This is a genomic window from Pseudomonas sp. R11F (assembly GCF_050312575.1).
Taxonomy (GTDB): domain Bacteria; phylum Pseudomonadota; class Gammaproteobacteria; order Pseudomonadales; family Pseudomonadaceae; genus Aquipseudomonas; species Aquipseudomonas palleroniana.
Genome location: NZ_JBNPJU010000037.1, coordinates 154,460 through 176,454, shown reverse-complemented (window position 1 = coordinate 176,454; position 21,995 = coordinate 154,460). Strand labels below are relative to the sequence as shown.

Here is a 21,995-nt window from a genome sequence, read left to right as displayed (position 1 = left end):
TGCGCCTTGTCAGCGCAACACTGGCAGGCTGGTGGTGGATTTGATCTCCGACAACGCCACAATCGAATTGACCTCCTGAATACCCGGCACCATTGAGAGTTTCTCGAAGAAAAACCGCTCATACGCCTCGATATCCGACGTCACGATGCGCAGCAGGAAATCCACCGCCCCCATCAGCACATAACACTCCAACACTTCCGAAAACCCGCGAATCGCCTCGGTGAACTCGGTGAAGTTGGAACGACCGTGGGCGTTGAGTTTGACCTCGGCAAAGATCTGCGTGTTGAGGCCGATCTTCTTGCGATCCAGCAAGGTGACCTGACCACGAATCACCCCCTCTTCTTTAAGCCGTTGAATACGCCGCCAGCAAGGTGACTGCGACAGGCCCACCTGCTCGGCGATCTGCGCACTGGACAACGAAGCATCCTCTTGCAACAAGGCCAGGATACGGCGGTCGTACGCGTCCAATTCACTGTGCATAAAAATACTCATTTTGAAGAATGGATTGAATTGATCCATTCAATTAATAGCTATTTATGCTCATTTTAGATAAGAAATCTCCGCTGACGAATGTAAAAATTTCTCCAACCTGATTTGGAGATTTCCCATGCACGCCGTCGAAGCCACCCAACCTGCCGCCCGCGTCGATGCCTGGGCCGTCAACAGCGCCCATTGCCAGGCGCATTACCGCATCATTGCCGAGGCTGAGCCCGATGTGCTGTGCCGTGTGCTCAACTATTTCGCTTTGCAATGCCTGACGCCACGGCAGGTACACCTGAACCGCGAGGACGACCTGTTGAGCCTCGATATCGTGATGGATGGTTTGAGCTGGCACCGTGCCCAAGTGATCGGCGAAAAGATTCGAAACCTGATCAGCGTGTGCTCGCTGGACCTATGGCCGGCTGATTCTGCGCAGCCTCCAGCGCGATTGGCGGCCGCTCAGTAAAGGCATGAAATACACGCGGGCAGAAGGATGTTCAGGGGCTGGCTAGCCTGGGGTTGACCTCCACTGCCCCCAGGAAAATCCACCATGCCCGTCGATCAACGATTGGAACTTCACCCGATGCTGCCGGCATTGATCGACGCCGGGCTGATCACATCCGACGTGGCGCAGCGCTTGGCGAGGGTACCAGCCGACAACACCCAGCACCCCCTTGAATGTATCGCTGCCCATGGCCCCTGCCTGGAAACCCTGACCCAATGGCTGGCCCGCCACACCGGGCAGCCCTATTGGCGTATCGACCCGCTGAAGATCGACGTGGCGGCGGTCGTGCCATTGATGTCCCACGCCTTCGCACAACGCCACACCATACTCGCGGTGGCCGTCGACGCGCAGACCGTCACCGTCGCCAGCGCACAGCCCTATATCACCGGTTGGGAGGCCGGGTTGGCGCAAGTACTCAAGCGCTCGATCAAACGCGTAGTCGCCAACCCCCAGGATATTCAGCGCTGCATCGCCGAGTTCTACCGGCTGGCCAGGTCGGTCAGCGGCGCAGATCAGAAGGCGGCGGCGCCCGGTAACTTCGAGCTGCTCAACCTGAGTGCCGGCGACGAGGAGCCGGATGCCAACGATGCGCATATCGTCAACATCGTCGACTGGCTGCTGCAGTACGCCTTTGCCCAACGGGCCAGCGATATCCATATCGAACCCTGCCGCGACCAGAGCCGTGTGCGTTTTCGCATCGACGGGTTATTGCACGACGTCTACCAGTTCCCGCCGCAGGTCACCATGGCGGTGGTCAGCCGCTTGAAAAGCCTGGGCCGGATGAATGTGGCAGAAAAACGCAAACCCCAGGACGGTCGGGTCAAAACCAAGAGCCCGACGGGCGCGGAAGTGGAACTGCGCCTTTCCACCTTGCCGACGGCCTTTGGCGAAAAGCTGGTGATGCGGATTTTCGACCCGCAGGTATTGCTCAAGGATTTTGATCAATTGGGCTTGTCGCCCGCAGATCAGCAGCGCTGGCACGCGATGACCGGCCAAGCCAACGGCATCATTCTGGTCACCGGCCCTACCGGCTCGGGCAAGACCAGCACGCTTTACGCCACGCTCAAGCAACTGGCGACCCGCGAGGTCAACCTGTGCACGGTCGAGGACCCGATCGAGATGGTCGAACCCGCCTTCAACCAGATGCAGGTGCAGCACAACATCGGCCTGACCTTCGCCAGCGGCATACGCGCACTGCTGCGTCAGGACCCGGATATCATCATGATCGGCGAAATTCGCGACCAGGAAACCGCAGAAATGGCGATCCAGGCCGCGCTCACCGGGCACCTGGTGCTGTCGACCCTGCACACCAACGATGCCCCCAGCGCCATCAGCCGCCTGCAGGAACTGGGCATTGCTCATTATTTGATCAAAGCTACGCTGATAGGAGTGATGGCGCAGCGTTTGGTGCGCCTCTTGTGCCCTCACTGCAAGCAAAGAGTAAATGCACCGGAAACTGCCCACGAGGCGGTCGGATGCGTGGAGTGTCGCGACAGCGGATATCGAGGCCGAGCCGGGCTCTACGAAATCATGCTGATGGACGAACCGCTCAAGGGATTGATCACGCCCGGGGCCGACGTGCAGGCGTTGCGCCGGGCGGCTGTCGAGCGAGGCATGTGCAGCCTGCGCATGGCCGGCCTGGAGAAAGTGAATGCCGGCCTGACCACATTGGCGGAAGTGTTACGGGTCACGCCTGGGGATTCAGAAACAAATCCTTTGATTGTGCAGCCGTGAAACCGTCCTTATCCGTGACCAGACCGTTACAATCGGTCGAACATCGTTTTACTGACACCTTCAGATAGGGAATCGCCATGCAGATCGGAACCGTACTGCTTTTGTTCGTGGGGTTGGCCGCCGCCATCCTGTTCATGGGTTTTAAAGTGGTGCCCCAGGGCTACCAGTGGACAGTCGAGCGTTTCGGCCGCTACACCAACACCCTCAAACCCGGCCTCAACATCATCATCCCGGTCATGGACCGCATCGGTCGCAAGATCAACGTGATGGAAAGCGTGCTGGATATTCCCCCTCAGGAAGTGATCACCGCCGACAACGCCACCGTGCAGATCGACGCCGTGTGCTTCTTCCAGGTGGTCAACACCGCCCAGGCGGCCTACGAGGTCAACAACCTCGAACACGCCATCCGCAACCTGCTGCAAACCAATATTCGTACCGTGCTCGGCTCCATGGAGCTGGATGCCATGTTGAGCCAGCGTGACGGCATCAACGAAAAACTGCTGCGCACCGTCGATGAAGCGACGGCACCCTGGGGCATCAAGATCACCCGCATCGAGATCAAGGACATCAGCCCACCTGCCGACCTGATGGCCGCCATGTCGGGCCAGATGAAGGCCGAGCGGATCAAGCGTGCGCAAATCCTGGAGGCCGAGGGCCTGCGGGCATCGGCGATCCTGACTGCCGAAGGCAAGAAGCAGGCGCAGATCCTTGAGGCCGAGGGTAGCCGTCAGGCGGCGTTCCTGGAATCCGAAGCCCGTGAGCGTCAGGCCGAAGCGGAAGCCCGTGCGACCCAGGTGGTTTCGCAGGCTATCGCATCGGGCGACGTGCAGGCGGTGAACTACTTCGTCGCGCAAAAATACATCGATGCGCTGGGCAAGCTGGCTTCGGCCAACAACAGCAAGGTGATCCTGATGCCGCTGGAGGCCAGCCAAGTGATCGGCGCCGTCGGTGGCATCGGCGAAATCGTCAAGGCCACCTTCGACAACAAGAAAGGCTGAGGCACTCGTCATGTGGGATTTCCTGCAGCATCTGTCGTTCTGGGATTGGCTGGCACTGGGCACGGTGTTGTTGATCCTCGAGGTCTTCGGCGCCGGTGGTTACCTGCTGTGGATGGGCATCGCGGCGGCGGCCGTGGGCGTGATCAAGTTCCTGATCCCGCCGCTCGGGCTGGAATGGCAACTGCTGCTGTTCGCCGTGTTGTCGATCCTGACAGCGGTGTACTGGTGGAAACGCCAGCGCAGCAGCGCCAAGGTCAGCGATCAGCCGGGGCTGAACATGCGTGGTTCGGAGTTGATCGGTCGCACATTTGTGGTGCACCAGGCCATCGTCGATGGCCGGGGCAAGATAAAAGTCGGCGATGGGGTGTGGATGGTGACCGGGCCGGACAGCGCCGTAGGCGCTCAAGTACGCGTTACCGCGCAGAACGGGGCAGTTTTGCAAGTCGAAACTGTTTAGTCAGTGATGGAACTCGGTTGGGTTAACTACAATCAAATCGTTCAGATAACCCACCCGGAGTCACCCATCATGCGTCTTAAATATGCTGTCGCAACCCTTGCCGTGCTTTCTCTTCCTGTCGGCTCAGCCATGGCCGACAGCTTCTGGCGTAACGTCATCTCATCGGGTGCTACCACCGGCTCGACCTACCTGACCTTCAAGGACCACAAGATGGTCGTTGCCGCGCAAGACGACGCCGGCAGCTTCGTTGCCAGCGATGGTGGTATTCGCGGGCCGTACCTGGAAGCCGCCATGCAGAAAGTCCGCGCCGACAACCCTGGCCTGAAGGCCACCGACATGGAACTGGCTAACGCCATCCTGGCGAAAAACGCCGTTACCGAGTAATAGCACTCGCTGAAAAAATGCCGCTTTATGAAGCGGCATTTTTTTGCCCGTACCATGACGATTCATTCACGTGTGACAGCCTATATTCAGTCAAACCGTGCAACCATGCGGTATTGATACGTCTATTATTCATCGTTTACCTGAAACGGATGCCTTCTTCGTCATGAGCCAACAGCCTTTTCTGCCGTTCTCCAAACCTACCATTGATGAAGCCACCATCGCGGCAGTCGGCGATGTACTGCGCTCCGGCTGGATTACCAGCGGGCCGAAGGTGCAGGCATTCGAAGCTCAGCTATCGGAATACTTTGGTGGCCGCCCGGTGCGCACTTTCAACTCGGGCACCTGCACCATGGAGATCGCCTTGCGCATCGCCGGTATCGGTGCTGGCGATGAAGTCATCACCACTCCGATCTCCTGGGTCGCCACAGCCAACGTGATCCTGGAAGTGGGCGCCAAGCCGGTGTTCGCCGATATCGACCCGGTCACCCGCAATATCGACCTGGCTCAGGTAGAAGCCGCAATTACCCCGCGCACCAAGGCGATCATCCCGGTGTTCCTGGCGGGCCTGCCCCTGGACATGCCAATGCTTTATGCGCTGGCCAACAAGTACAACCTGCGCATCATCGAAGACGCCGCTCAGGCGTTGGGTTCCAGCTGGGACGGCGAACGTATCGGCGCTACCGGTGACTTCGTGTCGTTCAGCTTCCAGGCCAACAAGAACATCACTTCTTCTGAAGGCGGTTGCCTGGTGTTGAACAACGCCGAGGAAGCGCGCCTGGCAGAAAAATATCGCCTGCAGGGCGTGACGCGTACAGGTTTCGATGGCCTGGACGTCGACGTGCTGGGCGGCAAGTTCAACATGACCGACATCGCCGCCGCCATTGGCCTGGGGCAGTTCGCTCATATCGAGAAGATCACCGCCCATCGCCAGAACCTGGCACGACACTACTTCAAATGCTTCGGCAGCGATTTTGAAGAGAAATACGGTGCACAACTGCCACCCGCGGATTTCGAAAACAGCAACTGGCACCTGTTCCAACTCGTGCTGCCTGAGCGCCAGGACGGCCTGCCGGCACGTGCGACATTCATGGAGCAGATGCAGGCCCACGGCGTCGGCATTGGCTACCACTACCCGCCGATCCACCTGCTGAGCCTGTATCGGGCACAGGGGTTCAAGGAAGGCATGTTCCCGGTAGCCGAGCGTGTTGGACGTTTGATCGTGTCGTTGCCGATGTTCACGGCGATGACAGAGGCGGATGTCGAGCGGTCTGTAGCTGCTGTAAAAGCGGTATTGCAGCGCTGAAAAGCGTCGCTGGAGCCGGGTTGCCCGGCTCCAGCGGCAGCATCACTCGCCGATGGCGGCCTTGTAGCCGGCGGCATCCAGCAGTTTTTCCAGATCAGCCGGGTTGCTTGGCTTGAGCTTGAAGATCCACGCGCCGTAAGGATCGGAGTTCAGCAATTCAGGGCTGGCACTCAGCTCTTCGTTGACAGCAATCACTTCGCCAGCAATCGGCGAGTAGATATCCGAAGCCGCTTTCACCGACTCGACCACCCCCGCCTGGGCCTCTGCGGCAAACACGTTGCCGACTTCCGTCAGCTCAACGAACACCACATCACCCAGCGCTTCCTGAGCATGGTCGGAGATCCCGACGGTCACCGTGCCGTCAGCTTCCAGACGGGCCCATTCGTGGCTTTCGGCAAAACGCAGTTCGGCAGGGATATCGCTCATAGTCTGTGTCCTCAAGAAGAAATGTCAGCGGCCTTCGGCCTGCCGGAAATAGGTTAGATCAAGGTTTTGCCATGGCGCACGAAGGTCGGCTTGACCACTCGAACCGGGTACCACTTGCCGCGGATTTCCACTTCGGCCCGATCGGCGGTGGCCGTCGGTACACGCGCCAAGGCAATGGATTTACTCAGCGTAGGAGAGAAACTACCACTGGTGATCTCTCCTTCGCCAACATTGGCGATACGAACCACTTGATGAGCGCGCAAAACCCCGCGCTCCTCCAGCACCAGCCCGACCAGTTTGAACTGCACACCTGAGGCTTTTTCCGCCTCCAGTGCCGCACGGCCGATGAAATTGCGCTCGACAGGCTCCCAGGCAATGCTCCACGCCATATTGGCCGCGAGCGGTGAAACGTCCTGGTGAATATCCTGGCCATACAGGTTCATACCGGCTTCCAGGCGCAACGTATCGCGGGCGCCAAGACCGATGGGTGAAATGCCGGCGCCGACCAGGTCGTTGAAAAAGCCCGGAGCCTGATCGGCAGGCAGGACAATCTCCAGGCCGTCTTCACCGGTATAACCCGTGCGGGCAATAAACCAGTCGCCGTCGGCCTGGCCCTCAAAAGGCTTGAGCTGGTGGATCAGGTTGCTGCGGGACTGGGTCACCAGTTCGGCGATTTTCTGCCGGGCATGCGGGCCTTGGATAGCCAGCATGGCCAACTCGGACCGCTCTTGCAGTTGCACCGAAAAATGCCCCAACTGCGCCTGCATCCAGGCCATGTCCTGGTCGCGGGTGGCGGCATTGACCACCAGCCGGTAACCGGTTTCGGTGCGGTAGACGATCATGTCGTCGACCACCCCGCCCTGTTCGTTGAGCATGGCGCTGTACAACGCACGGCCGCAGCCGTGCAAGCGATCCACATCATTGGCCAGTAAATACTGAAGCCACTCCTTGGCCTGACGGCCTGTGACATCGATCACGGTCATATGGGATACATCGAACACCCCGCAGTTGCGTCGCACCTGATGGTGTTCTTCAACTTGCGAACCGTAATGCAGAGGCATATCCCAACCGCCAAAATCGACCATTTTCGCGCCGAGGGCGAGATGCAGGTCATACAGAGGCGTACGCTGTCCCATGGGTTTCTCCTTCCGGGCTTGGCGAAGGTGCGCGGAGCAGCTATTCGCGCCTGAACGCCTTGAATTACAAGGCCCGCAGCCACGTCCAGCGACCCGCTCCGAAAGACGAAGCGCACCGAATGCCGCGCATTGTAGCCGCAAGCCGTAGTACTGACACCTAACCGATTTGCCTCGCAGACCTGCGGATCAGCCCAATTACCGGCAAAAGGCCAACCAGTACCAGCGTCAGCGCCGGCAAGGAGGCCCGTGCCCATTCGCCCTCGCTGGTCATTTCAAAGATGCGCACCGCCAAGGTATCCCAGCCGAACGGGCGCATCAGCAAGGTAGCGGGCATTTCCTTGAGGACATCCACGAACACCAGCAGTGCTGCGCTCAACGCCCCGGGCAGCAATAACGGCAGATACACTTTGAAAAACAGTCGCGGGCCACCGACGCCGAGACTGCGTGACGCTTCCGGCAACGATGGGCGTATTCGCGCCAGGCTGCTTTCCAACGGCCCGTAGGCCACCGCCAGGAACCGCACCAGATACGCCAACACCAACGCCGACAAACTACCCAGCAACAGCGGCTTGCCCGCGCCACCCAACCAGCCTGACAGCGGCACCACCAGCTCACGGTCTAGATAACTGAACGCGAGCATGATCGACACCGCCAGTACCGAGCCCGGCAAGGCATAACCGACATTGGCCAGGCTGATGCCGGAGCGAATCGTTCGTGTCGGTGCCAGACGGTTGGCGAAGGCCAGGATCAACGCCACGCTGACCGTTATCAGCGCCGCAATACCCCCCAGGTAGAGCGTGTGAACAATCAGCCCGGCGTAGCGCTCATCCAGGTCGAACCGGCCTCGCTGCCAGAACCAGGCAATCAGTTGCAGCATCGGAATCACAAACGCGCAGGCGAACACCAGCATGCACCAGCCGCTGGCCGCCAGGGCCTTGAACCCGTGCAGTTGATACAGCGCCTTGCCCCGCGGCCGCTCGTTGCTCGGTCGACTCGCGCCACGGGCGCGCCGTTCGCCGTAGAGCACCAACATGACGACCAGCAACAACAAGCTGGCAAGCTGTGCCGCGCTGGACAGGCTGAAAAATCCATACCAGGTCTTGTAGATCGCGGTGGTGAAGGTGTCGAAATTGAACACCGATACCGCGCCAAAATCCGCCAGGGTCTCCATCAGGGCCAAGGCGACGCCGGCGCCAATCGCCGGCCTGGCCATGGGCAACGCCACGCGCCAGAACGCTTGCCACGGCGACTGCCCCAACACGCGCGCGGCCTCCATCAAGCCTTTGCCTTGGGCGAGAAACGCGGTGCGCGCCAGCAGGTAGACATACGGGTAGAACACCAGCACCAGCACGATAACCACACCGCTGGTGGAACGCACCCGTGGCAGGCGCAAGCCCGCGCCGAACCACCCACGCAACAGCGTTTGCAGCGGGCCTGCGAAGTCCAGCAGGCCGACAAACACAAAGGCCAGCACGTAGGCGGGAATCGCAAAGGGCAGCATCAGCGCCCAGTCGAGCCAGCGGCGTCCGGGGAATTCACACAGGCTGGTCAACCACGCCAGGCTGACACCCAGCAGCGTCACGCCAACACCCACGCCCAGCACCAAGGTCAAGGTATTGCCCAGCAGGCGTGGCATCTGGGTTTCCCAGAGGTGGGACCAGATCTGCGGGTCGATGCTTTGCCAGGACAACAGCAGCACGCTCAGCGGTAGCAGCACCAGCGCCGCTACGGTGAAGACCGGCAGGTACCAGCGGCGTTGGGCGGGGTGGGCCAAAATCAGTGCTCAGTCAATAAATTGCATGCCATCACCGCAGTTCGATGTGGGAGGGGGCACCCCCTCTCACATTTGCAACTGCGGTGCCGTTCAGTTCCAGCCGGCGCGATCCATCAACCGAATGGCCTCGGCCTGACGCTTGCCCGCCACTTCAACCGGCAGGGTGTCCGCCACGAATTTGCCCCAGGTCGCCACTTCGGTCGAAGGTGGCACCGCCGGGTTGGCTGGGAATTCCTGGTTCACATCCGCAAAGATCTGCTGAGCCTCGGGCGTGGTCATCCATTCCACCAGCGCCTTGGCCGCTTCCGGGTGGGGTGCATGCTGGGTCAGGCCGATGCCCGACAAGTTCACATGCACGCCACGGTCGCCCTGGTTCGGCCAGAACAGTTTCACCGCCAGGTTCGGGTTCTGTTTATGCAGGCGGCCGTAGTAGTAGGTGTTGACGATACCCACGTCGCACTGCCCGGCGTTGATGGCTTCGAGCACGGCAATGTCATCGGAGAACACGTCGGTGGACAGGTTGTTGACCCAGCCCTTGACGATTTCTTCGGTCTTGGCCGCGCCATGGGTTTCGATCAACGTGGCGGTCAGCGACTGGTTATAGACCTTCTTCGCCGTGCGCAGGCACAGGCGGCCTTCCCACTGCTTGTCGGCCAGGGCTTCGTAGGTGGTGAGGTCACCCGGTTTTACCCGGTCGGTGGAATAGGCGATGGTCCGCGCGCGCAGGCTCAAGCCGGTCCAGGTGTGCTTGGACGAGCGGTATTGCAGGGGAATGTTCTTATCGATCACCGGGGAAGTGAACGGTTGCAGGATGCCCATTTGCTCAGCCTGCCAGAGGTTGCCGGCATCGACGGTGAGCAGCAGGTCGGCGGTGGCATTTTCACCTTCGGCCTTGATGCGCTGCATCAACGGAGCTTCCTTGTCGGTGATGAACTTCACCTGCACACCGGTCTTCTGGGTGTAGGCGTCGAACACCGGCTTGATCAGCTCGTCGATGCGCGAGGAGTAGACCACGACTTCGTCGGCGGCCTGCACGGTGGTACTGCCGATGAGGGTGAGTGCCAGGGCAGTCAGGAGGCGCTTGGGTGCCGACATGGGTGCGGTCTCTCATTTGCAAAAAGAGGGCAAATGATAAGGACTCACATTTGGTAGCGCTCAGCGGAGGCGTTACCAGATGTTGCACATCGGCCTCAGGGCCTGGCCAGCTCCGGCAGATCTCCGCTCAATCCCAAAGCCTGGCGCACAAACACCGCCTTGGCCTCAGGCATCTGATCGACCATTTTCAAGCCTGCATTACGCAGCCAGCGCAACGGCAACTGGTCGGTCTGGAACAACCGCTCAAACCCTTCCATCGCCGCCATCAGCGCCAGGTTATGCGGCATACGCCGACGCTCGTAACGACTGAGTACCTTCACGTCCGCCAGACGCTCACCACGCTCGGCGGCCGACAACAACACTTCGGCCAGCACCGCTGCATCGAGAAAGCCCAGGTTCACGCCCTGCCCCGCCAGCGGGTGGATCACATGGGCCGCGTCGCCGATCAATGCCAGGCCTTCGGCCACGTAGCGCTTGGCATGACGCTGGCGCAACGGCACGCAGACCCGTGGGTCGGCGCTGACCACCGTGCCGAGACGCCCTTCAAAGGCACGCTCCAGCTCACGGCAGAAGCCTTCATCATCCAGCGCCATCAGGCGTTCAGACTCAGCCGGTGTAGTCGACCAGACGATCGAACACCAATCCTCCTGCCCATCACGCACCAAGGGCAGGAACGCCAGCGGCCCGGTATCGGTAAATCGCTGCCACGCCGTGCGCTGATGCGATTGGCTGCTGCGCACGCTGGTGACGATGGCGTTATGCAGGTAATCCCATTCACGGGTCGGCGTGCCGGTCAGGCGGCGCACGGCAGAGTTGGCGCCATCGGCGGCGATCACCAGTGGCGCACGCAACGTGCGGCCGTCGGCCAGGGTCAGCAGCCAGTCATCGCCGGAGCGGCGCATCTGTTCCAGGCGCGCATTGGCCAACAGGCCCAGGTCGCAGTCATGCAGCCGGTCGAGCAAGGCATCCTGAACCACGCGGTTCTCGACGATATGCCCCAGTACGTCAGCGTGCACGCTGGCCGCCGAAAAGTGGATCTGCCCCGTACCGCTGCCATCCCACACCTGCATCTCGCCGTAGGGACTGGCACGCCGTTCGACGATGCCTTCCCACACGCCAAGTCGCTCGAGAATGCGCTGGCTGGCGGCCGACAAGGCGCTCACGCGAGGCTCGAAGGCCGCCTCAAGGTCGAACGGCTTGACACTCAGCGGGCTGCCGTCGAGCAACAGCACCTGCAGGCCACTGCCCTGCAACGCCAGCGCGAGCGCGCTTCCGACCATTCCGGCCCCGACAATCAGCACATCTGCGCGCATGTCCATGCTTTAAGCCTTGTCTCGTGTGCGGCACAGGCCGCGAATAAAGAAGTGAGCCGGTTCAAACATCGGGACGCGTGCCCAGCCCCATGGCCTGGCGGGCGAACCAGCGTTTGGCCGGTGGCAGTAGATCCAGCCCCAGCAGCCCGAGGTTGCGGCCCAAGGCCACTACCGGTTGTGCGCTGCCAAACAAACGCGTGACCTGGTCGGAGAAGCCCACGGTCAGGTTCTGGTCCAGGCGCTGGCGCTCGCGATAGCGCTGCAGGGTCGCCAGGTCACCCGGTATCGCCGGCCCGGCCAACAACGCCTCGGCCAGGGCACTGGCATCGCGCAGGGACAGGTTGAACCCTTGCCCGGCGATCGGGTGCAGGCTGTGGGCGGCATTACCGAGGATGACCAGGTGCGAACGTACCTGTTCTTCGGCCTCCACCAACGTCAACGGGTACAGGTGACGGGCGCCGACTTGCTTGAGGGTGCCCAGGCGATAGCCGAACACGCCCTGCAGCTCGCTCAGGAAACTGCGCTCGTCGAGGTTGGCCAAGCGCTGGGCGTCCATGCCAAGCCGCGTCCAGACCAGTGCGCAACGGTTGTCCGGCAACGGCAGCAGGGCCATCGGGCCTTCATCGGTGAAGCGTTCGAAAGCCTCGCCGTTGTGAGCTTCGCTCGGCGTGATGTTGGCGATCAAGGCGCTCTGGTTGTAGGGGCGGGTTTTGACCCCGATGCCCAGTTGCTCGCGCAAACCGGAGCGACCACCGTCGGCCAGCACCGCCAGGTCGCATTCCAGCACGGTCTCATCGTTGAGCGTCAGGCGATAGCCGTCGGGCAGCGGCTCCAGGCGGGTCACTTCCGCCGGGCAGCGCCAGCTGATCACGTCTTTGTCCAGACCTTGCCACAGGCATTGGCCGAGCCAGGCGTTTTCCACCACGTAACCCAGGGCAGGCACGCCCTCCTCCAACGCGGACAACCGCGCGGTGGAGAAACGGCCACGGTCCGACACATGAATCTGCTTGATCGGCTCGGCGCGACGGGAGATTTGCTGCCACAGGCCCAGGCGCTGATAAATCTGCCGGGCACCAAACGACAGCGCCGATGAACGCGCGTCATAGCTGGGTTGGTAAGTGTCACCGGGGGCGAACGGCTCGATCAGCACGATCTTCCAGCCCCGTGCCTTGGCCCCGGCCTGCAGGGCCAGCGCCAGGCTGGCACCTACCAGGCCGCCACCGATAATCGCCAGGTTGACGCGGCTCATCGGGCAGCCGCCATCAACGCTTCGATGTCAGCGACGGTCTTGGGCACGCCGCCGGTCAGGATTTCACAGCCTTGCTTGGTCACTACCACGTCGTCCTCGATGCGTACGCCAATGCCACGCCACTTCTTTGCCACGTTCTGGTTGTCCGGCGCGATATAAATCCCCGGCTCCACGGTCAATGCCATGCCGACTTCCAGCACACGCCATTCACCGCCCACCCTGTATTCGCCCACATCGTGCACATCCATGCCCAGCCAATGGCCGGCGCGATGCATGTAGAACGCGCGGTAGGCCTCGCTGGCGATCAGTTCATCGACATCGCCCTGTAACAACCCCAGGTCCACCAGCCCCGTAGTGATGACGCGCACCGTCGCCTCATGGGCCTGATTCCAATGCTTGTTCGGCGCGATCTCGGCAAAGGCGGCTTCCTGGGAGGCCAGCACAATTTCGTAGATCGCCTTTTGCTCGGGCGAAAACTTGCCGTTGACCGGCCAGGTGCGGGTGATGTCACTGGCATAGCAGTCGATTTCGCAACCGGCGTCGATCAGCACCAGGTCACCGTCCTTGAGCAGTGCGTCATTGCGCTGGTAATGCAGGATGCAGCTGTTGCGCCCGGCGGCGACGATGGAGCCATAGGCCGGCATCTTGGCACCGCCCTTGCGGAACTCGTAATCCAGCTCGGCTTCCAGGCTGAACTCATACAAGCCGGCGCGACTGGCCTGCATCGCCTTCACGTGGGCCGCACAGGAGATACGTGCAGCCTCACGCATCACCTTCACTTCTGCCGCCGATTTATACAGGCGCATGTCGTGGAGCAGATGATCCAGGGCAACAAATTCGTTCGGCGGCTGCGCGCCCAGGTGCGCTTTGGAGCGGATCACGTTGATCCACTCCATCAGGTGCCGGTCGAACTCGGCGTTGCTGCCCATGGCCGAATACACCCGGTCGCGGCCTTCGATCAGGCCGGGCAGGATGTCGTCGATATCGGTGATGGGAAAGGCGTCGTCGGCGCCAAAATCACGCACTGCGCCTTCGGTGCCGGCGCGCAGGCCGTCCCACAATTCGCGTTCGGCATTGCGCTCGCGGCAGAACAGCACGTACTCGCCGTGCAGGCGACCGGGCATCAGCACGATCACCGCTTCAGGCTCGGGGAAGCCGCTCAGGTACTGGAAGTCGCTGTCCTGGCGGTATACGTGCTCGACATCACGGTTGCGGATCGCCACGGCGGCGGCCGGCAGGATCGCGATGCTGTTGGGTTCCATCTGCGCCATCAGCGCCTTGCGGCGCCGGGTGTATTCCGCTCTGGGGATATGAATCATGGGCAGATGGGCGTCCTTTCTTAATGCAGCGAAGGCTTGGGGGCAGCCGGCTCAGCGGACTTGCGGGTCTCGGTGAACAGCAGCAGCGGAGCGACGCGCAGGTATTCCATCACTTCCATATAGTCGCTTTCACCGTCTTCGGACTCTTCCAGGGCGTCTTGCACCTGGGAGATGGCTGCCAGGTCCTGCAGCACTTCCTTGGCGTCGGTGCTCAACTCCAGGCCGGCGGCGTTGACGCCAAAACCGTGGAGGAAGCCTTGGCACCATTGGCCCAGCGCTGCAGCGCGCTCGGTGAGTGGCGCGTCGTCGGTCGGCAGCAGCAGCACCACGGTGACATCGTCTCCCGTCAGCTCGCCCTTGACCATTTCCTGCAGGCCGATCAGCGCGTTGCGCACGTTATCTTCTGGCTCTTTCTCCAGCAGCTCGGCCACATCGGCCAGCCAATTGTCCGCGTCAAAGCCGACACCTGTGCAGCTGCGGCCCACGAGCACACCGTGCAGTTCGGCAGGCGAGCAAGGATGACCGCTGGTGCTCAGCAGTTTGGAAAAAGCATCATACGGGGAGTTCTGAATAGGCATGGTGAGCTAGGCGCCAGACGGCGCAATGTCTAGAATGAAGCGCTGTATCCTAGCACCGGCAGACGTACCAAGACTATCGAGGGCGTCAGATCGTTTATCCTGAAGTTGCCATTCATCAGACAAATCCAGTGGAACCCAATGGAAGACACCGACCTGCAAGCGCTGATGGCCAGACTCGAACTGCTAATTGATCGGGTCGAGCAACTTAAGAGTCAAAACGGACTCCTATTAGCTCAGGAAAAGACCTGGCGCGAGGAACGCGCTCACCTCATTGAAAAAAACGAAATCGCCCGGCGTAAGGTCGAATCGATGATTTCGCGCCTGAAGGCCCTGGAGCAAGACTCATGAGTTCAAGCAATAGCGTAACCGTGCAGATCCTCGATAAAGAATATTCGATCATTTGCCCCCAGGAAGAGCGCAATAACCTGGTGAGCGCCGCCCGTTACCTGGATGGCAAGATGCGTGAGATCCGCAGCAGCGGCAAAGTGATCGGTGCCGACCGTATCGCGGTGATGGCCGCACTGAATATTACCCACGACTTGCTGCATAAGCAGGAACGGCCTGACGTACAGGCCAGCGGGTCGACGCGTGAGCAGGTGCGTGACCTGCTGGAACGCGTTGATCTGGTGCTTTCCAGCGATTCGGACGCACCCAAGGGCTGATTGACGCCTCGGTTTAAGGTATACTCGCCCCACTCCCTGGCGTGTTTGCCAGTCGGCGATGTCCCTGAGCCGATTCGCACTACCCTGGAAGTTGCACGTTGGGCTGGTGTGCATGTCCGCTAGACGGAAAGCCTTAAAGCCTACTGCTTCTTCCACCTTGAACTTTCGGGTTCAAGGGCTAAGTCGACAGCGGCTCTGTCGGGGAGCCTGAATTCCCAAACTCAATGCCAGTCTCAGGACTGGCATTGTTTTATGAGCCGAAAAACCATGACCGAACCTGCGCCGCTTTCCCGTCCGCAACTTCGACGCATGTTGCGCAAGGCCCGCCGCGAACTATCGCCGAGCGAGCAGCGCAAGGCCGCCCATGGCTTGTATCGGCAACTGGCACAGCATCCGCTGTTTCGCCGGGCCAGGCATATCTCCTTGTATCTACCGACAGACGGCGAAATCGATCCGCGCTTGCTCTTGCGCGCCGCTCAGCGTAGGGGCAAGGCCACCTATCTACCGGTACTCAGCGCCTGGCCACGGACCAAAATGGTGTTCCAGCGTGTGCGACCTGGGGATAAGTTGTCGCCTAATCGCTTTCGCATTCTTGAACCGCAAGTGAATGCCAACCGCCAACTTCAGGTCTGGGCGCTGGATCTGGTGCTGTTACCGCTGGTGGGGTTCGATGATGTGGGCGGGCGCCTGGGCATGGGCGGTGGGTTTTATGATCGCAGCCTGGCTTACCTGTCGCGCCGTCAGAGCTGGCGCAAGCCGACGCTGTTGGGGCTGGCCCACGAATGTCAGAAAGTCGATCGCCTGGCGCAGGCAAGCTGGGATGTGCCGCTGGCGGGCACCGTCACCGATAGGCAGTGGTATGTCGCGCAAGCGCCGCTGCAAACAGCGACGCCTTGAAAGGAAGGATTAACGCTTGAACGGTTGCTGCTGAGCCAATTCAATCGGCGCATCGGTCTTGTTCGACCACAGGCTCTGGGCATATCCCGTGGTCACGACGCCCAGACCAAACAAAATAACCAAAATCCATAGTAAATCCGGTTTACGTTGCATCGATTGCCCCCCTTCAGGCACCTCGTACACGATGACAACAACGTTCCAAAGTAGTCCGTTGCAGCTGCGTCAAGCTTTAAAAGGCGGCATTCTGCGATAACGTGAACCAACACGCAAACCTTGACGCCAACCGACTGTCGGTTTGTCATGGAATTGCCTGACAACTTGCCCAATGCCTTTTTCAGGAGCCTAAAAATGGCCTATTGGCTGATGAAATCCGAGCCCGATGAACTCTCCATCAACGGCCTGGAAAAGCTCGGCGAAGCCCGCTGGGACGGGGTGCGCAACTATCAGGCGCGAAACTTCCTACGAGCCATGGCCGTGGGCGATGAGTTTTTCTTCTACCACTCCAGTTGCCCCGAGCCGGGCATTGCCGGCATCGGCAAAATCATCGAAGCGGCGTATCCAGACCCGACGGCACTGGAACCTGAAAGCCACTATTTCGACGCCAAGGCCAGCGCGGAAAAAAATCCGTGGAGCGCCATCAACGTCGCTCACGTGAAAACCTTTCCCAAAGTACTGAGCCTCGGCTACCTGAAACAGCAAGCGGCTCTTGCCGAACTGCCATTGGTGCAAAAAGGCAGCCGGCTTTCAGTGATGGCCGTCACGCCTGAGCAATGGGCCGCCGTGATCAATCTGCTTTAACTGACCGGCATCAAGTCCTCGCCAGGGCACACCGGTCACACTAGGACGTTAATGCCGCAGGATGCAGCCATGTCAACGAACCACACTCTGTCGCGCCTGTTTGCCATCGCACTGATAGCCCTGCTGATCGGTGCCGGTGGCTTCGGTTACTGGCGCTCCACCCAGGACCGCTTGCCCGCCGGCATGAGCATGGGCAACGGTCGCCTGGAATCCACCGAAGTGCAGATCGCCGCCAAGATCCCCGGACGCCTGGCCGAAGTGCGGGTGGATGAAGGCGACAAAGTGCTCAAAGGCCAACTCCTGGCGCGCATGGACACCCGCACCCTTGAAGCCCAGCGCGCCCAGGCCGAAGCCGAAGTACTGCGCGCCAAGGAAAACTTCGCGGCCGCCGAGGCCAACGTGCAATTGCGCCAAAGCGAGCAACTGCTGGCCAACCAGGAACTCAAGCGTACCCAGGAGCTGTACAAGCGGGGCTTCGCCAGCAGCCAGTTGATCGACCAGCAGCAGGCGCGCCAAAACACCGGCAATGCTGCCGTGATTGCCGCACAAGCCCAGGTCAACTCGGTGAAGGCCGCCATCGGCGCCGCCGAGGCCCAAGTCGCCCAGCTCACCAGCGAGATTGACGACAGCAGCCTGCGCGCGCCCATCGACGGGATTATTCAACTCCGCCTGGCCGAACCCGGCGAAGTGCTTGGCGCGGGTGGACGCGTGTTGTTGCTGATCGATCCGAATGATCAGTACATGAACCTGTACCTGCCCGCCTCCGTCACCGGGCGCCTGACCGTCGGCAGCGACGCACGCATCGTGCTCGACGCCCTCCCTCTGCAACCGCTGCCGGCAACCATCAGCTTTGTTGCCGCCAAATCCCAGTTCACCCCCAAAGAGGTGGAAACCCGTGACGAACGCCAGAAGCTGGTGTTTCGCGTCAAATTGCGCCTGACCCAACCCAGTGCCGTGCCCCAAGCCAAACCAGGCATGCCCGGTGCCGGCTATGTGCGCACCGCTGACATCGCCTGGCCGGCCAATCTGCAATGACCGGCCTGGCGCTGCATGCCACGGGGATCAACCACCGCTACGGCAAGCAACCGGCACTGGTCAACATCGCCTTCAGCCTGCCCTCCGGCACCCGCTGCGGGTTGATCGGCCCGGATGGTGCCGGCAAATCGAGCCTGCTGGGGTTGATCGCCGGAGTCAAAAAACTCCAGGAAGGCCAACTGGAAGTACTCGGCGGCTCCATCGAAGACCGCCGCCACCGTAACAGCCTGTACCCGAGCATCGCCTTCATGCCCCAGGGCTTGGGCGGCAACCTGTACCCCGAGCTGTCCATCAACGAAAACATCCGCTTCTTCGCCACGCTGTTCGGCCTGTCGCAAGCCGATTGCGAACAGCGCATGCACAACCTGCTGCTGGCCACCGACCTCGCACGCTTCGCCGAGCGCCCCGCCGGTAAACTCTCCGGCGGCATGAAGCAAAAGCTCGGCCTGTGCTGCGCGCTGATCCATGACCCGGACGTGTTGATCCTCGATGAACCCACGACGGGCGTCGACCCACTGTCACGCCGACGCTTCTGGGAACTGGTTGAAACCGTACGTAGCCAACGCCCACAGCTGACACTGCTGGTGGCCACGGCCTACATGGAGGAAGCCGAGCAGTTCGAACACTGCCTGATGCTTGATCGCGGCAAGCTGATTGCGGACGGCCTGAGCCGCGAGCTGGCCGCCGCCACGCCCAGCGGCAAACTGGACGATGCGTTCACTCACTTCCAGGGTGACAGCGCCCGCGACAACCAGCCCCTGGTGATTCCATCGCGTGCAGGCGACAACGCCGCCATCGCCATCGAAGCCCACGACCTGACCCTGCGCTTCGGCGACTTCACTGCCGTCGATAAAGTCAGTTTCGCCATCGGTCGTGGCGAGATTTTCGGCTTCCTCGGCTCCAACGGCTGCGGCAAGACCACCACCATGAAAGTGCTCACCGGGCTGATGCCGGCCACCGAAGGCAGCGCGACGCTGCTGGGCAACCCGGTGAACGCCAAGGACCTGGCGACCCGCAAGCGCGTGGGGTTCATGTCGCAAAGCTTTTCGCTGTACGGCGAACTCAGCGTGCGGCAAAACCTGGTGCTTCATGCGCAATTGTTCGACTTGCCCAAGGCCGACAGCGGCCCACGCATTGATGAACTGATCCAGCGCTTCGACCTGGGGGAGGTGGCCGAGCAACCTTCCGGCGAATTACCCCTCGGCCTGCGCCAGCGCTTGTCGCTGGCCGTGGCGGTGCTGCATCGCCCTGAAGTGCTGATCCTCGATGAACCGACCTCGGGCGTCGACCCGGCCGCCCGGGATGACTTCTGGCGGCTGCTGATCGAGCTGTCCCGGGAGCAGGGCGTGACGATCTTCCTGTCCACCCACTTCATGAACGAAGCCCAGCGCTGCGACCGTATTTCCCTGATGCACGCGGGTAAAGTGCTGGCCTGTGACACACCGCAGGCACTGCAACAGCAGTTCCACGGCGACACCCTCGAAGCGGCCTTCGTCACCTGCCTGGAGCAGGCCCAAGGTGGGCCGGAACCCACTGCGCCCAGCGCCACCGTCAGCGAAGCCGGCGCGCCGCCCGTCAGCAAGCGCGGTTTCAGCCTGGCCCGGCTGTTGGCCGTGGCCAGCCGCGAAGGCAAGGAGTTGCTGCGCGACAAAGTGCGCATGGCCTTCGCCCTGCTCGGGGCGATGTTCATGATGGTGATCTTCGGCTACGGCATTTCCCTGGACGTGGAAAACCTCGCCTTCGCCGTCTATGACCAGGATCAGAGCCCACAAAGTCGCGCCTACCTGGAAGCCTTTCGCAGCTCGCGCTACTTCGCCGAACAAGCGCCGATTCACGACGCCAACGAACTGCACCGGCGCCTGCAACGCTCGCAAATCAAACTGGCCCTGGAGATCCCACCCGGTTTTGGCCGCGACCTCTATGCCGGGCGTCAGCCCACGGTGGCCGCCTGGCTCGACGGCGGCATGCCGTTTCGTGCGGAAACCAGCCGCAACTATGTAGAGGCGGTGCACCTGGGCAATCTCCAACAGTTGGCCGAACTGAGCAGCCTGCCTCGTGGCAACCAGGTCGCGGCCAAGCTGGAAACGCGCTTTCGCTACAACCAGGACGTGGTCAGCGTCAATGCCATCGGCCCGGGAGTAATGGCACTGATTCTGGCGTTTATCCCAGCCATGCTCACGGCCCTGGGCATTGTGCGCGAGAAAGAACTGGGCTCGATCACCAACTTCTATGCCACGCCCCTGACGCGCCTGGAGTTCCTGCTGGGCAAGCAGGCACCGTACCTGGCCGTCAGCCTGGTCAACCTGGCGCTGCTGGTGGCGATGAACCGTTGGTTGTTCGGCGTGCCCTTCAAGGGCAGCGGTGTGGCCCTGGCATTCGGCGGTCTATTGTATGTGCTGGCCACCACCAGCATGGGTCTGCTGATTTCTGCATTCACCCGCACCCAGATCGCAGCGATCCTCGGCACCATGATTATCACCAGCCTGCCGACCATCCAGTTTTCCGGGCTGATCGTGCCGCGTTCGTCCCTGGAAGGCGCGGCCGCGTTGATGGGCGCGCTGTTCCCGGCGGGACACTTCCTGGACATCGCCGTAGGCACCTTCACCAAGGCCCTGGACCTGCGCCAGTTGTGGCCGCAATGCCTGGCGCTGTTCGGGTTTTTCGTCGGGTTCACCGGGTTGAGCCTGATCATGCTCAAGAAGCAGGAGGCCTGATGCACAGGTTCGCGCATATCCTGCGCCTGGGGATCAAGGAACTGACCAGCCTGCGCCACGACAGCGTGTTGCTGTTGTTTCTGTTCTACGCCTTCACGGTGGCCATCTACATGCCCGCCGCCGGTTCGGTGATCGGTGTGCATAACGCCAGCGTGGCCATTGTCGATGAGGACCACAGCGCGCTCTCGCGGCAGATGGCCGAAGCGTTGCAGCCGCCCGAGTTTCAGCCGCCTGTGCCGTTGGCCTACGATCAGTTGGACAAGGTCATGGATAGCGGCGCGTATACCTTCGTGATCAATGTGCCGGCCAACTTCCAGTCGGACCTGTTGGCGGGTCGCCAACCGGACATCCAAGTGAACGTCGACGCCACGGCGATGAGCCAGGCATTCATGGGCGCAGGCTATATCGGCAGGATTTTCCAGCGTGAACTGCAGCGCTACAGCGACCAGGCCAATGCCGCCGGCAAGGCACCGGCGCAGCTGACCACGCGCGCATTATTCAACACCAACCTGGAGGGTGGCTGGTTCCTGGCGGTGATCCAGATCGTCAACAACATCACCATCCTCGCCATCGTATTGACCGGCACCGCGCTGCTGCGTGAGCGTGAACACGGCACCCTCGACCATTTGCTGGTGCTGCCACTGACCGCTCTGGAAATCATGCTGGCGAAAATCTGGAGCAACATGCTGGTGGTGGTGCTGTGTACCTGGCTGTCCGTGGAATGGGTGGTCAAGGGCCTGCTCGGCGTGCCGCTGGCCGGTTCCCTGAGCCTGTTCCTGCTGGTCACGGCGCTGTACCTGTTTGCCAGCACCGCCCTGGGGATTTTCCTCGCCACCCTCGCCCGCTCGACGCCTCAGTTCGGCTTGCTGGCGATCCCGGTGATCATCCCGATGCTGCTGCTCTCCGGTGGCAGCACGCCGCTGGACAGCATGCCCGAATGGTTGCAGTGGGTGATGCAGGGCTCGCCGTCAACGCACTTTGTGAGCCTCAGTGCGGCGATCCTGTTCAGGGATGCCGGCGTGAGCGTGGTGTGGCCGGACCTGTTGGCACTGGCGGGAATCGGGCTGGTGTTCTTTGCGGTGGCGTTGGCCAGGTTTCGTAAAAGCCTGGCTTCCTGAGGCGCCTGTACCGCCGTCAT

23 protein-coding genes and 1 other RNA gene are annotated in these 21,995 nt (G+C 61.3%); 14 read left to right on the top strand and 10 right to left on the bottom strand.

Going from position 1 to position 21,995, the window contains the following annotated elements; all coding sequences use genetic code 11:
* Positions 1 to 9 precede the first annotated feature (9 nt).
* A complete protein-coding gene (locus tag ACQRBV_RS10520) occupies positions 10 to 480 on the bottom strand; it encodes an Lrp/AsnC family transcriptional regulator (RefSeq protein ID WP_060753552.1) in 471 nt (156 codons plus the stop codon).
* Between the two features lie 127 nt (positions 481 to 607).
* On the opposite strand from ACQRBV_RS10520, the gene ACQRBV_RS10515 reads away from it, so the two are divergent.
* The 6 genes from ACQRBV_RS10515 (at position 608) to ACQRBV_RS10490 (ending at position 5,861) form a co-directional block, all read left to right on the top strand.
* Positions 608 to 946, top strand: coding sequence for a hypothetical protein (locus ACQRBV_RS10515; RefSeq protein ID WP_060753553.1), 339 nt, complete (start codon positions 608 to 610; stop codon positions 944 to 946).
* An 84-nt stretch (positions 947 to 1,030) separates the two neighbouring features.
* Positions 1,031 to 2,719: a GspE/PulE family protein gene (locus ACQRBV_RS10510; RefSeq protein WP_411984941.1), complete on the top strand. Its 1,689-nt coding sequence runs from the start codon at positions 1,031 to 1,033 to the stop codon at positions 2,717 to 2,719.
* A gap of 77 nt (positions 2,720 to 2,796) precedes the next feature.
* Positions 2,797 to 3,717 carry an SPFH domain-containing protein gene (locus tag ACQRBV_RS10505; RefSeq protein WP_060753555.1) on the top strand — a complete coding sequence of 307 codons (921 nt, stop codon included), beginning with the start codon at positions 2,797 to 2,799 and terminating at the stop codon, positions 3,715 to 3,717.
* Between the two features lie 10 nt (positions 3,718 to 3,727).
* A complete protein-coding gene (locus ACQRBV_RS10500) occupies positions 3,728 to 4,174 on the top strand; it encodes an NfeD family protein (RefSeq protein ID WP_060753556.1) in 447 nt (148 codons plus the stop codon).
* 69 nt (positions 4,175 to 4,243) lie between these two features.
* On the top strand, positions 4,244 to 4,558 hold the full coding sequence (locus ACQRBV_RS10495) for a DUF2388 domain-containing protein (protein ID WP_060753557.1): 315 nt from the start codon (positions 4,244 to 4,246) through the stop codon (positions 4,556 to 4,558).
* Between the two features lie 163 nt (positions 4,559 to 4,721).
* Positions 4,722 to 5,861 (top strand): DegT/DnrJ/EryC1/StrS family aminotransferase, encoded by a 1,140-nt coding sequence (locus tag ACQRBV_RS10490; RefSeq protein ID WP_060753558.1) that lies wholly within the window; start codon positions 4,722 to 4,724, stop codon positions 5,859 to 5,861.
* A 42-nt stretch (positions 5,862 to 5,903) separates the two neighbouring features.
* On the opposite strand, the gene gcvH is transcribed toward ACQRBV_RS10490, so the two are convergent.
* The 8 genes from gcvH to ACQRBV_RS10450 all read right to left on the bottom strand — a co-directional run bounded on the left by gcvH (position 5,904) and on the right by ACQRBV_RS10450 (position 14,751).
* A complete protein-coding gene (gene gcvH, locus ACQRBV_RS10485; protein WP_060753559.1) occupies positions 5,904 to 6,287 on the bottom strand; it encodes a glycine cleavage system protein GcvH in 384 nt (127 codons plus the stop codon).
* Between the two features lie 53 nt (positions 6,288 to 6,340).
* The gene (gene gcvT, locus ACQRBV_RS10480) at positions 6,341 to 7,423 is read right to left on the bottom strand and encodes a glycine cleavage system aminomethyltransferase GcvT (protein ID WP_411984940.1); all 1,083 of its coding nucleotides are present in this window, start codon (positions 7,421 to 7,423) and stop codon (positions 6,341 to 6,343) included.
* Positions 7,424 to 7,580: 157 nt separating this feature from the next.
* On the bottom strand, positions 7,581 to 9,197 hold the full coding sequence (locus tag ACQRBV_RS10475) for an ABC transporter permease (RefSeq protein ID WP_060753561.1): 1,617 nt from the start codon (positions 9,195 to 9,197) through the stop codon (positions 7,581 to 7,583).
* A 90-nt stretch (positions 9,198 to 9,287) separates the two neighbouring features.
* Complete coding sequence (locus ACQRBV_RS10470; protein ID WP_411984939.1) at positions 9,288 to 10,292, bottom strand: extracellular solute-binding protein; 1,005 nt, start codon at positions 10,290 to 10,292, stop codon at positions 9,288 to 9,290.
* A 95-nt stretch (positions 10,293 to 10,387) separates the two neighbouring features.
* The gene (locus ACQRBV_RS10465; protein WP_411984945.1) at positions 10,388 to 11,605 is read right to left on the bottom strand and encodes a 2-octaprenyl-3-methyl-6-methoxy-1,4-benzoquinol hydroxylase; all 1,218 of its coding nucleotides are present in this window, start codon (positions 11,603 to 11,605) and stop codon (positions 10,388 to 10,390) included.
* 61 nt (positions 11,606 to 11,666) lie between these two features.
* Positions 11,667 to 12,854: a 2-octaprenyl-6-methoxyphenyl hydroxylase gene (gene ubiH, locus ACQRBV_RS10460; protein WP_060753564.1), complete on the bottom strand. Its 1,188-nt coding sequence runs from the start codon at positions 12,852 to 12,854 to the stop codon at positions 11,667 to 11,669.
* Positions 12,851 to 14,173, bottom strand: a complete 1,323-nt coding sequence (gene pepP / locus ACQRBV_RS10455) for a Xaa-Pro aminopeptidase (protein WP_104994976.1) — start codon at positions 14,171 to 14,173, stop codon at positions 12,851 to 12,853. The genes ubiH and pepP overlap by 4 nt, the downstream gene beginning before the upstream one ends.
* Positions 14,174 to 14,193: 20 nt before the next feature.
* Entirely contained in the window at positions 14,194 to 14,751 is a 558-nt protein-coding gene (locus ACQRBV_RS10450) for a YecA family protein (RefSeq protein WP_060753566.1), read from the bottom strand.
* A 138-nt stretch (positions 14,752 to 14,889) separates the two neighbouring features.
* Between ACQRBV_RS10450 and ACQRBV_RS10445 the strand changes: the two genes are divergently transcribed.
* The 4 genes from ACQRBV_RS10445 to ACQRBV_RS10430 all read left to right on the top strand — a co-directional run bounded on the left by ACQRBV_RS10445 (position 14,890) and on the right by ACQRBV_RS10430 (position 16,310).
* Complete coding sequence (locus tag ACQRBV_RS10445) at positions 14,890 to 15,099, top strand: TIGR02449 family protein (RefSeq protein WP_003177365.1); 210 nt, start codon at positions 14,890 to 14,892, stop codon at positions 15,097 to 15,099.
* Positions 15,096 to 15,413 (top strand): cell division protein ZapA, encoded by a 318-nt coding sequence (locus tag ACQRBV_RS10440; RefSeq protein ID WP_003176812.1) that lies wholly within the window; start codon positions 15,096 to 15,098, stop codon positions 15,411 to 15,413. Before ACQRBV_RS10445 ends, ACQRBV_RS10440 begins: the two co-directional genes overlap by 4 nt.
* A 30-nt stretch (positions 15,414 to 15,443) precedes the next feature.
* Positions 15,444 to 15,622: non-coding RNA, 6S RNA (ssrS, locus tag ACQRBV_RS10435), on the top strand.
* A 58-nt stretch (positions 15,623 to 15,680) separates the two neighbouring features.
* On the top strand, positions 15,681 to 16,310 hold the full coding sequence (locus tag ACQRBV_RS10430; protein ID WP_411984944.1) for a 5-formyltetrahydrofolate cyclo-ligase: 630 nt from the start codon (positions 15,681 to 15,683) through the stop codon (positions 16,308 to 16,310).
* A 9-nt stretch (positions 16,311 to 16,319) separates the two neighbouring features.
* Here ACQRBV_RS10430 and ACQRBV_RS10425 read toward each other — a convergent pair whose 3' ends face one another.
* Positions 16,320 to 16,463 (bottom strand): hypothetical protein, encoded by a 144-nt coding sequence (locus ACQRBV_RS10425; protein WP_090368070.1) that lies wholly within the window; start codon positions 16,461 to 16,463, stop codon positions 16,320 to 16,322.
* A gap of 195 nt (positions 16,464 to 16,658) precedes the next feature.
* On the opposite strand from ACQRBV_RS10425, the gene ACQRBV_RS10420 reads away from it, so the two are divergent.
* The 4 genes from ACQRBV_RS10420 to ACQRBV_RS10405 all read left to right on the top strand — a co-directional run bounded on the left by ACQRBV_RS10420 (position 16,659) and on the right by ACQRBV_RS10405 (position 21,975).
* Positions 16,659 to 17,108 carry an EVE domain-containing protein gene (locus ACQRBV_RS10420; RefSeq protein ID WP_090368068.1) on the top strand — a complete coding sequence of 150 codons (450 nt, stop codon included), beginning with the start codon at positions 16,659 to 16,661 and terminating at the stop codon, positions 17,106 to 17,108.
* 69 nt (positions 17,109 to 17,177) lie between these two features.
* Entirely contained in the window at positions 17,178 to 18,143 is a 966-nt protein-coding gene (locus tag ACQRBV_RS10415; RefSeq protein ID WP_411984938.1) for an HlyD family secretion protein, read from the top strand.
* Complete coding sequence (gene rbbA, locus ACQRBV_RS10410) at positions 18,140 to 20,857, top strand: ribosome-associated ATPase/putative transporter RbbA (RefSeq protein ID WP_411984937.1); 2,718 nt, start codon at positions 18,140 to 18,142, stop codon at positions 20,855 to 20,857. Before ACQRBV_RS10415 ends, rbbA begins: the two co-directional genes overlap by 4 nt.
* Positions 20,857 to 21,975: an ABC transporter permease gene (locus ACQRBV_RS10405; protein ID WP_090368062.1), complete on the top strand. Its 1,119-nt coding sequence runs from the start codon at positions 20,857 to 20,859 to the stop codon at positions 21,973 to 21,975. Before rbbA ends, ACQRBV_RS10405 begins: the two co-directional genes overlap by 1 nt.
* Positions 21,976 to 21,995 lie beyond the last annotated feature (20 nt).

Excerpts from the sequence above, each read along its gene's own strand:
- ACQRBV_RS10520 (WP_060753552.1), bottom strand. The coding sequence starts at position 480 with ATGCACAGTGAATTGGACGCGTACGACCGCCGTATCCTGGCCTTGTTG.
- ACQRBV_RS10515 (WP_060753553.1), top strand. The coding sequence starts at position 608 with ATGCACGCCGTCGAAGCCACCCAACCTGCCGCCCGCGTCGATGCCTGG.
- ACQRBV_RS10510 (WP_411984941.1), top strand. The coding sequence starts at position 1,031 with ATGCCCGTCGATCAACGATTGGAACTTCACCCGATGCTGCCGGCATTG.
- ACQRBV_RS10505 (WP_060753555.1), top strand. The coding sequence starts at position 2,797 with ATGCAGATCGGAACCGTACTGCTTTTGTTCGTGGGGTTGGCCGCCGCC.
- ACQRBV_RS10500 (WP_060753556.1), top strand. The coding sequence starts at position 3,728 with ATGTGGGATTTCCTGCAGCATCTGTCGTTCTGGGATTGGCTGGCACTG.
- ACQRBV_RS10495 (WP_060753557.1), top strand. The coding sequence starts at position 4,244 with ATGCGTCTTAAATATGCTGTCGCAACCCTTGCCGTGCTTTCTCTTCCT.
- ACQRBV_RS10490 (WP_060753558.1), top strand. The coding sequence starts at position 4,722 with ATGAGCCAACAGCCTTTTCTGCCGTTCTCCAAACCTACCATTGATGAA.
- gcvH (WP_060753559.1), bottom strand. The coding sequence starts at position 6,287 with ATGAGCGATATCCCTGCCGAACTGCGTTTTGCCGAAAGCCACGAATGG.
- gcvT (WP_411984940.1), bottom strand. The coding sequence starts at position 7,423 with ATGGGACAGCGTACGCCTCTGTATGACCTGCATCTCGCCCTCGGCGCG.
- ACQRBV_RS10470 (WP_411984939.1), bottom strand. The coding sequence starts at position 10,292 with ATGTCGGCACCCAAGCGCCTCCTGACTGCCCTGGCACTCACCCTCATC.
- ACQRBV_RS10465 (WP_411984945.1), bottom strand. The coding sequence starts at position 11,605 with ATGCGCGCAGATGTGCTGATTGTCGGGGCCGGAATGGTCGGAAGCGCG.
- ubiH (WP_060753564.1), bottom strand. The coding sequence starts at position 12,854 with ATGAGCCGCGTCAACCTGGCGATTATCGGTGGCGGCCTGGTAGGTGCC.
- pepP (WP_104994976.1), bottom strand. The coding sequence starts at position 14,173 with ATGATTCATATCCCCAGAGCGGAATACACCCGGCGCCGCAAGGCGCTG.
- ACQRBV_RS10450 (WP_060753566.1), bottom strand. The coding sequence starts at position 14,751 with ATGCCTATTCAGAACTCCCCGTATGATGCTTTTTCCAAACTGCTGAGC.
- ACQRBV_RS10445 (WP_003177365.1), top strand. The coding sequence starts at position 14,890 with ATGGAAGACACCGACCTGCAAGCGCTGATGGCCAGACTCGAACTGCTA.
- ACQRBV_RS10440 (WP_003176812.1), top strand. The coding sequence starts at position 15,096 with ATGAGTTCAAGCAATAGCGTAACCGTGCAGATCCTCGATAAAGAATAT.
- ACQRBV_RS10430 (WP_411984944.1), top strand. The coding sequence starts at position 15,681 with ATGACCGAACCTGCGCCGCTTTCCCGTCCGCAACTTCGACGCATGTTG.
- ACQRBV_RS10425 (WP_090368070.1), bottom strand. The coding sequence starts at position 16,463 with ATGCAACGTAAACCGGATTTACTATGGATTTTGGTTATTTTGTTTGGT.
- ACQRBV_RS10420 (WP_090368068.1), top strand. The coding sequence starts at position 16,659 with ATGGCCTATTGGCTGATGAAATCCGAGCCCGATGAACTCTCCATCAAC.
- ACQRBV_RS10415 (WP_411984938.1), top strand. The coding sequence starts at position 17,178 with ATGTCAACGAACCACACTCTGTCGCGCCTGTTTGCCATCGCACTGATA.
- rbbA (WP_411984937.1), top strand. The coding sequence starts at position 18,140 with ATGACCGGCCTGGCGCTGCATGCCACGGGGATCAACCACCGCTACGGC.
- ACQRBV_RS10405 (WP_090368062.1), top strand. The coding sequence starts at position 20,857 with ATGCACAGGTTCGCGCATATCCTGCGCCTGGGGATCAAGGAACTGACC.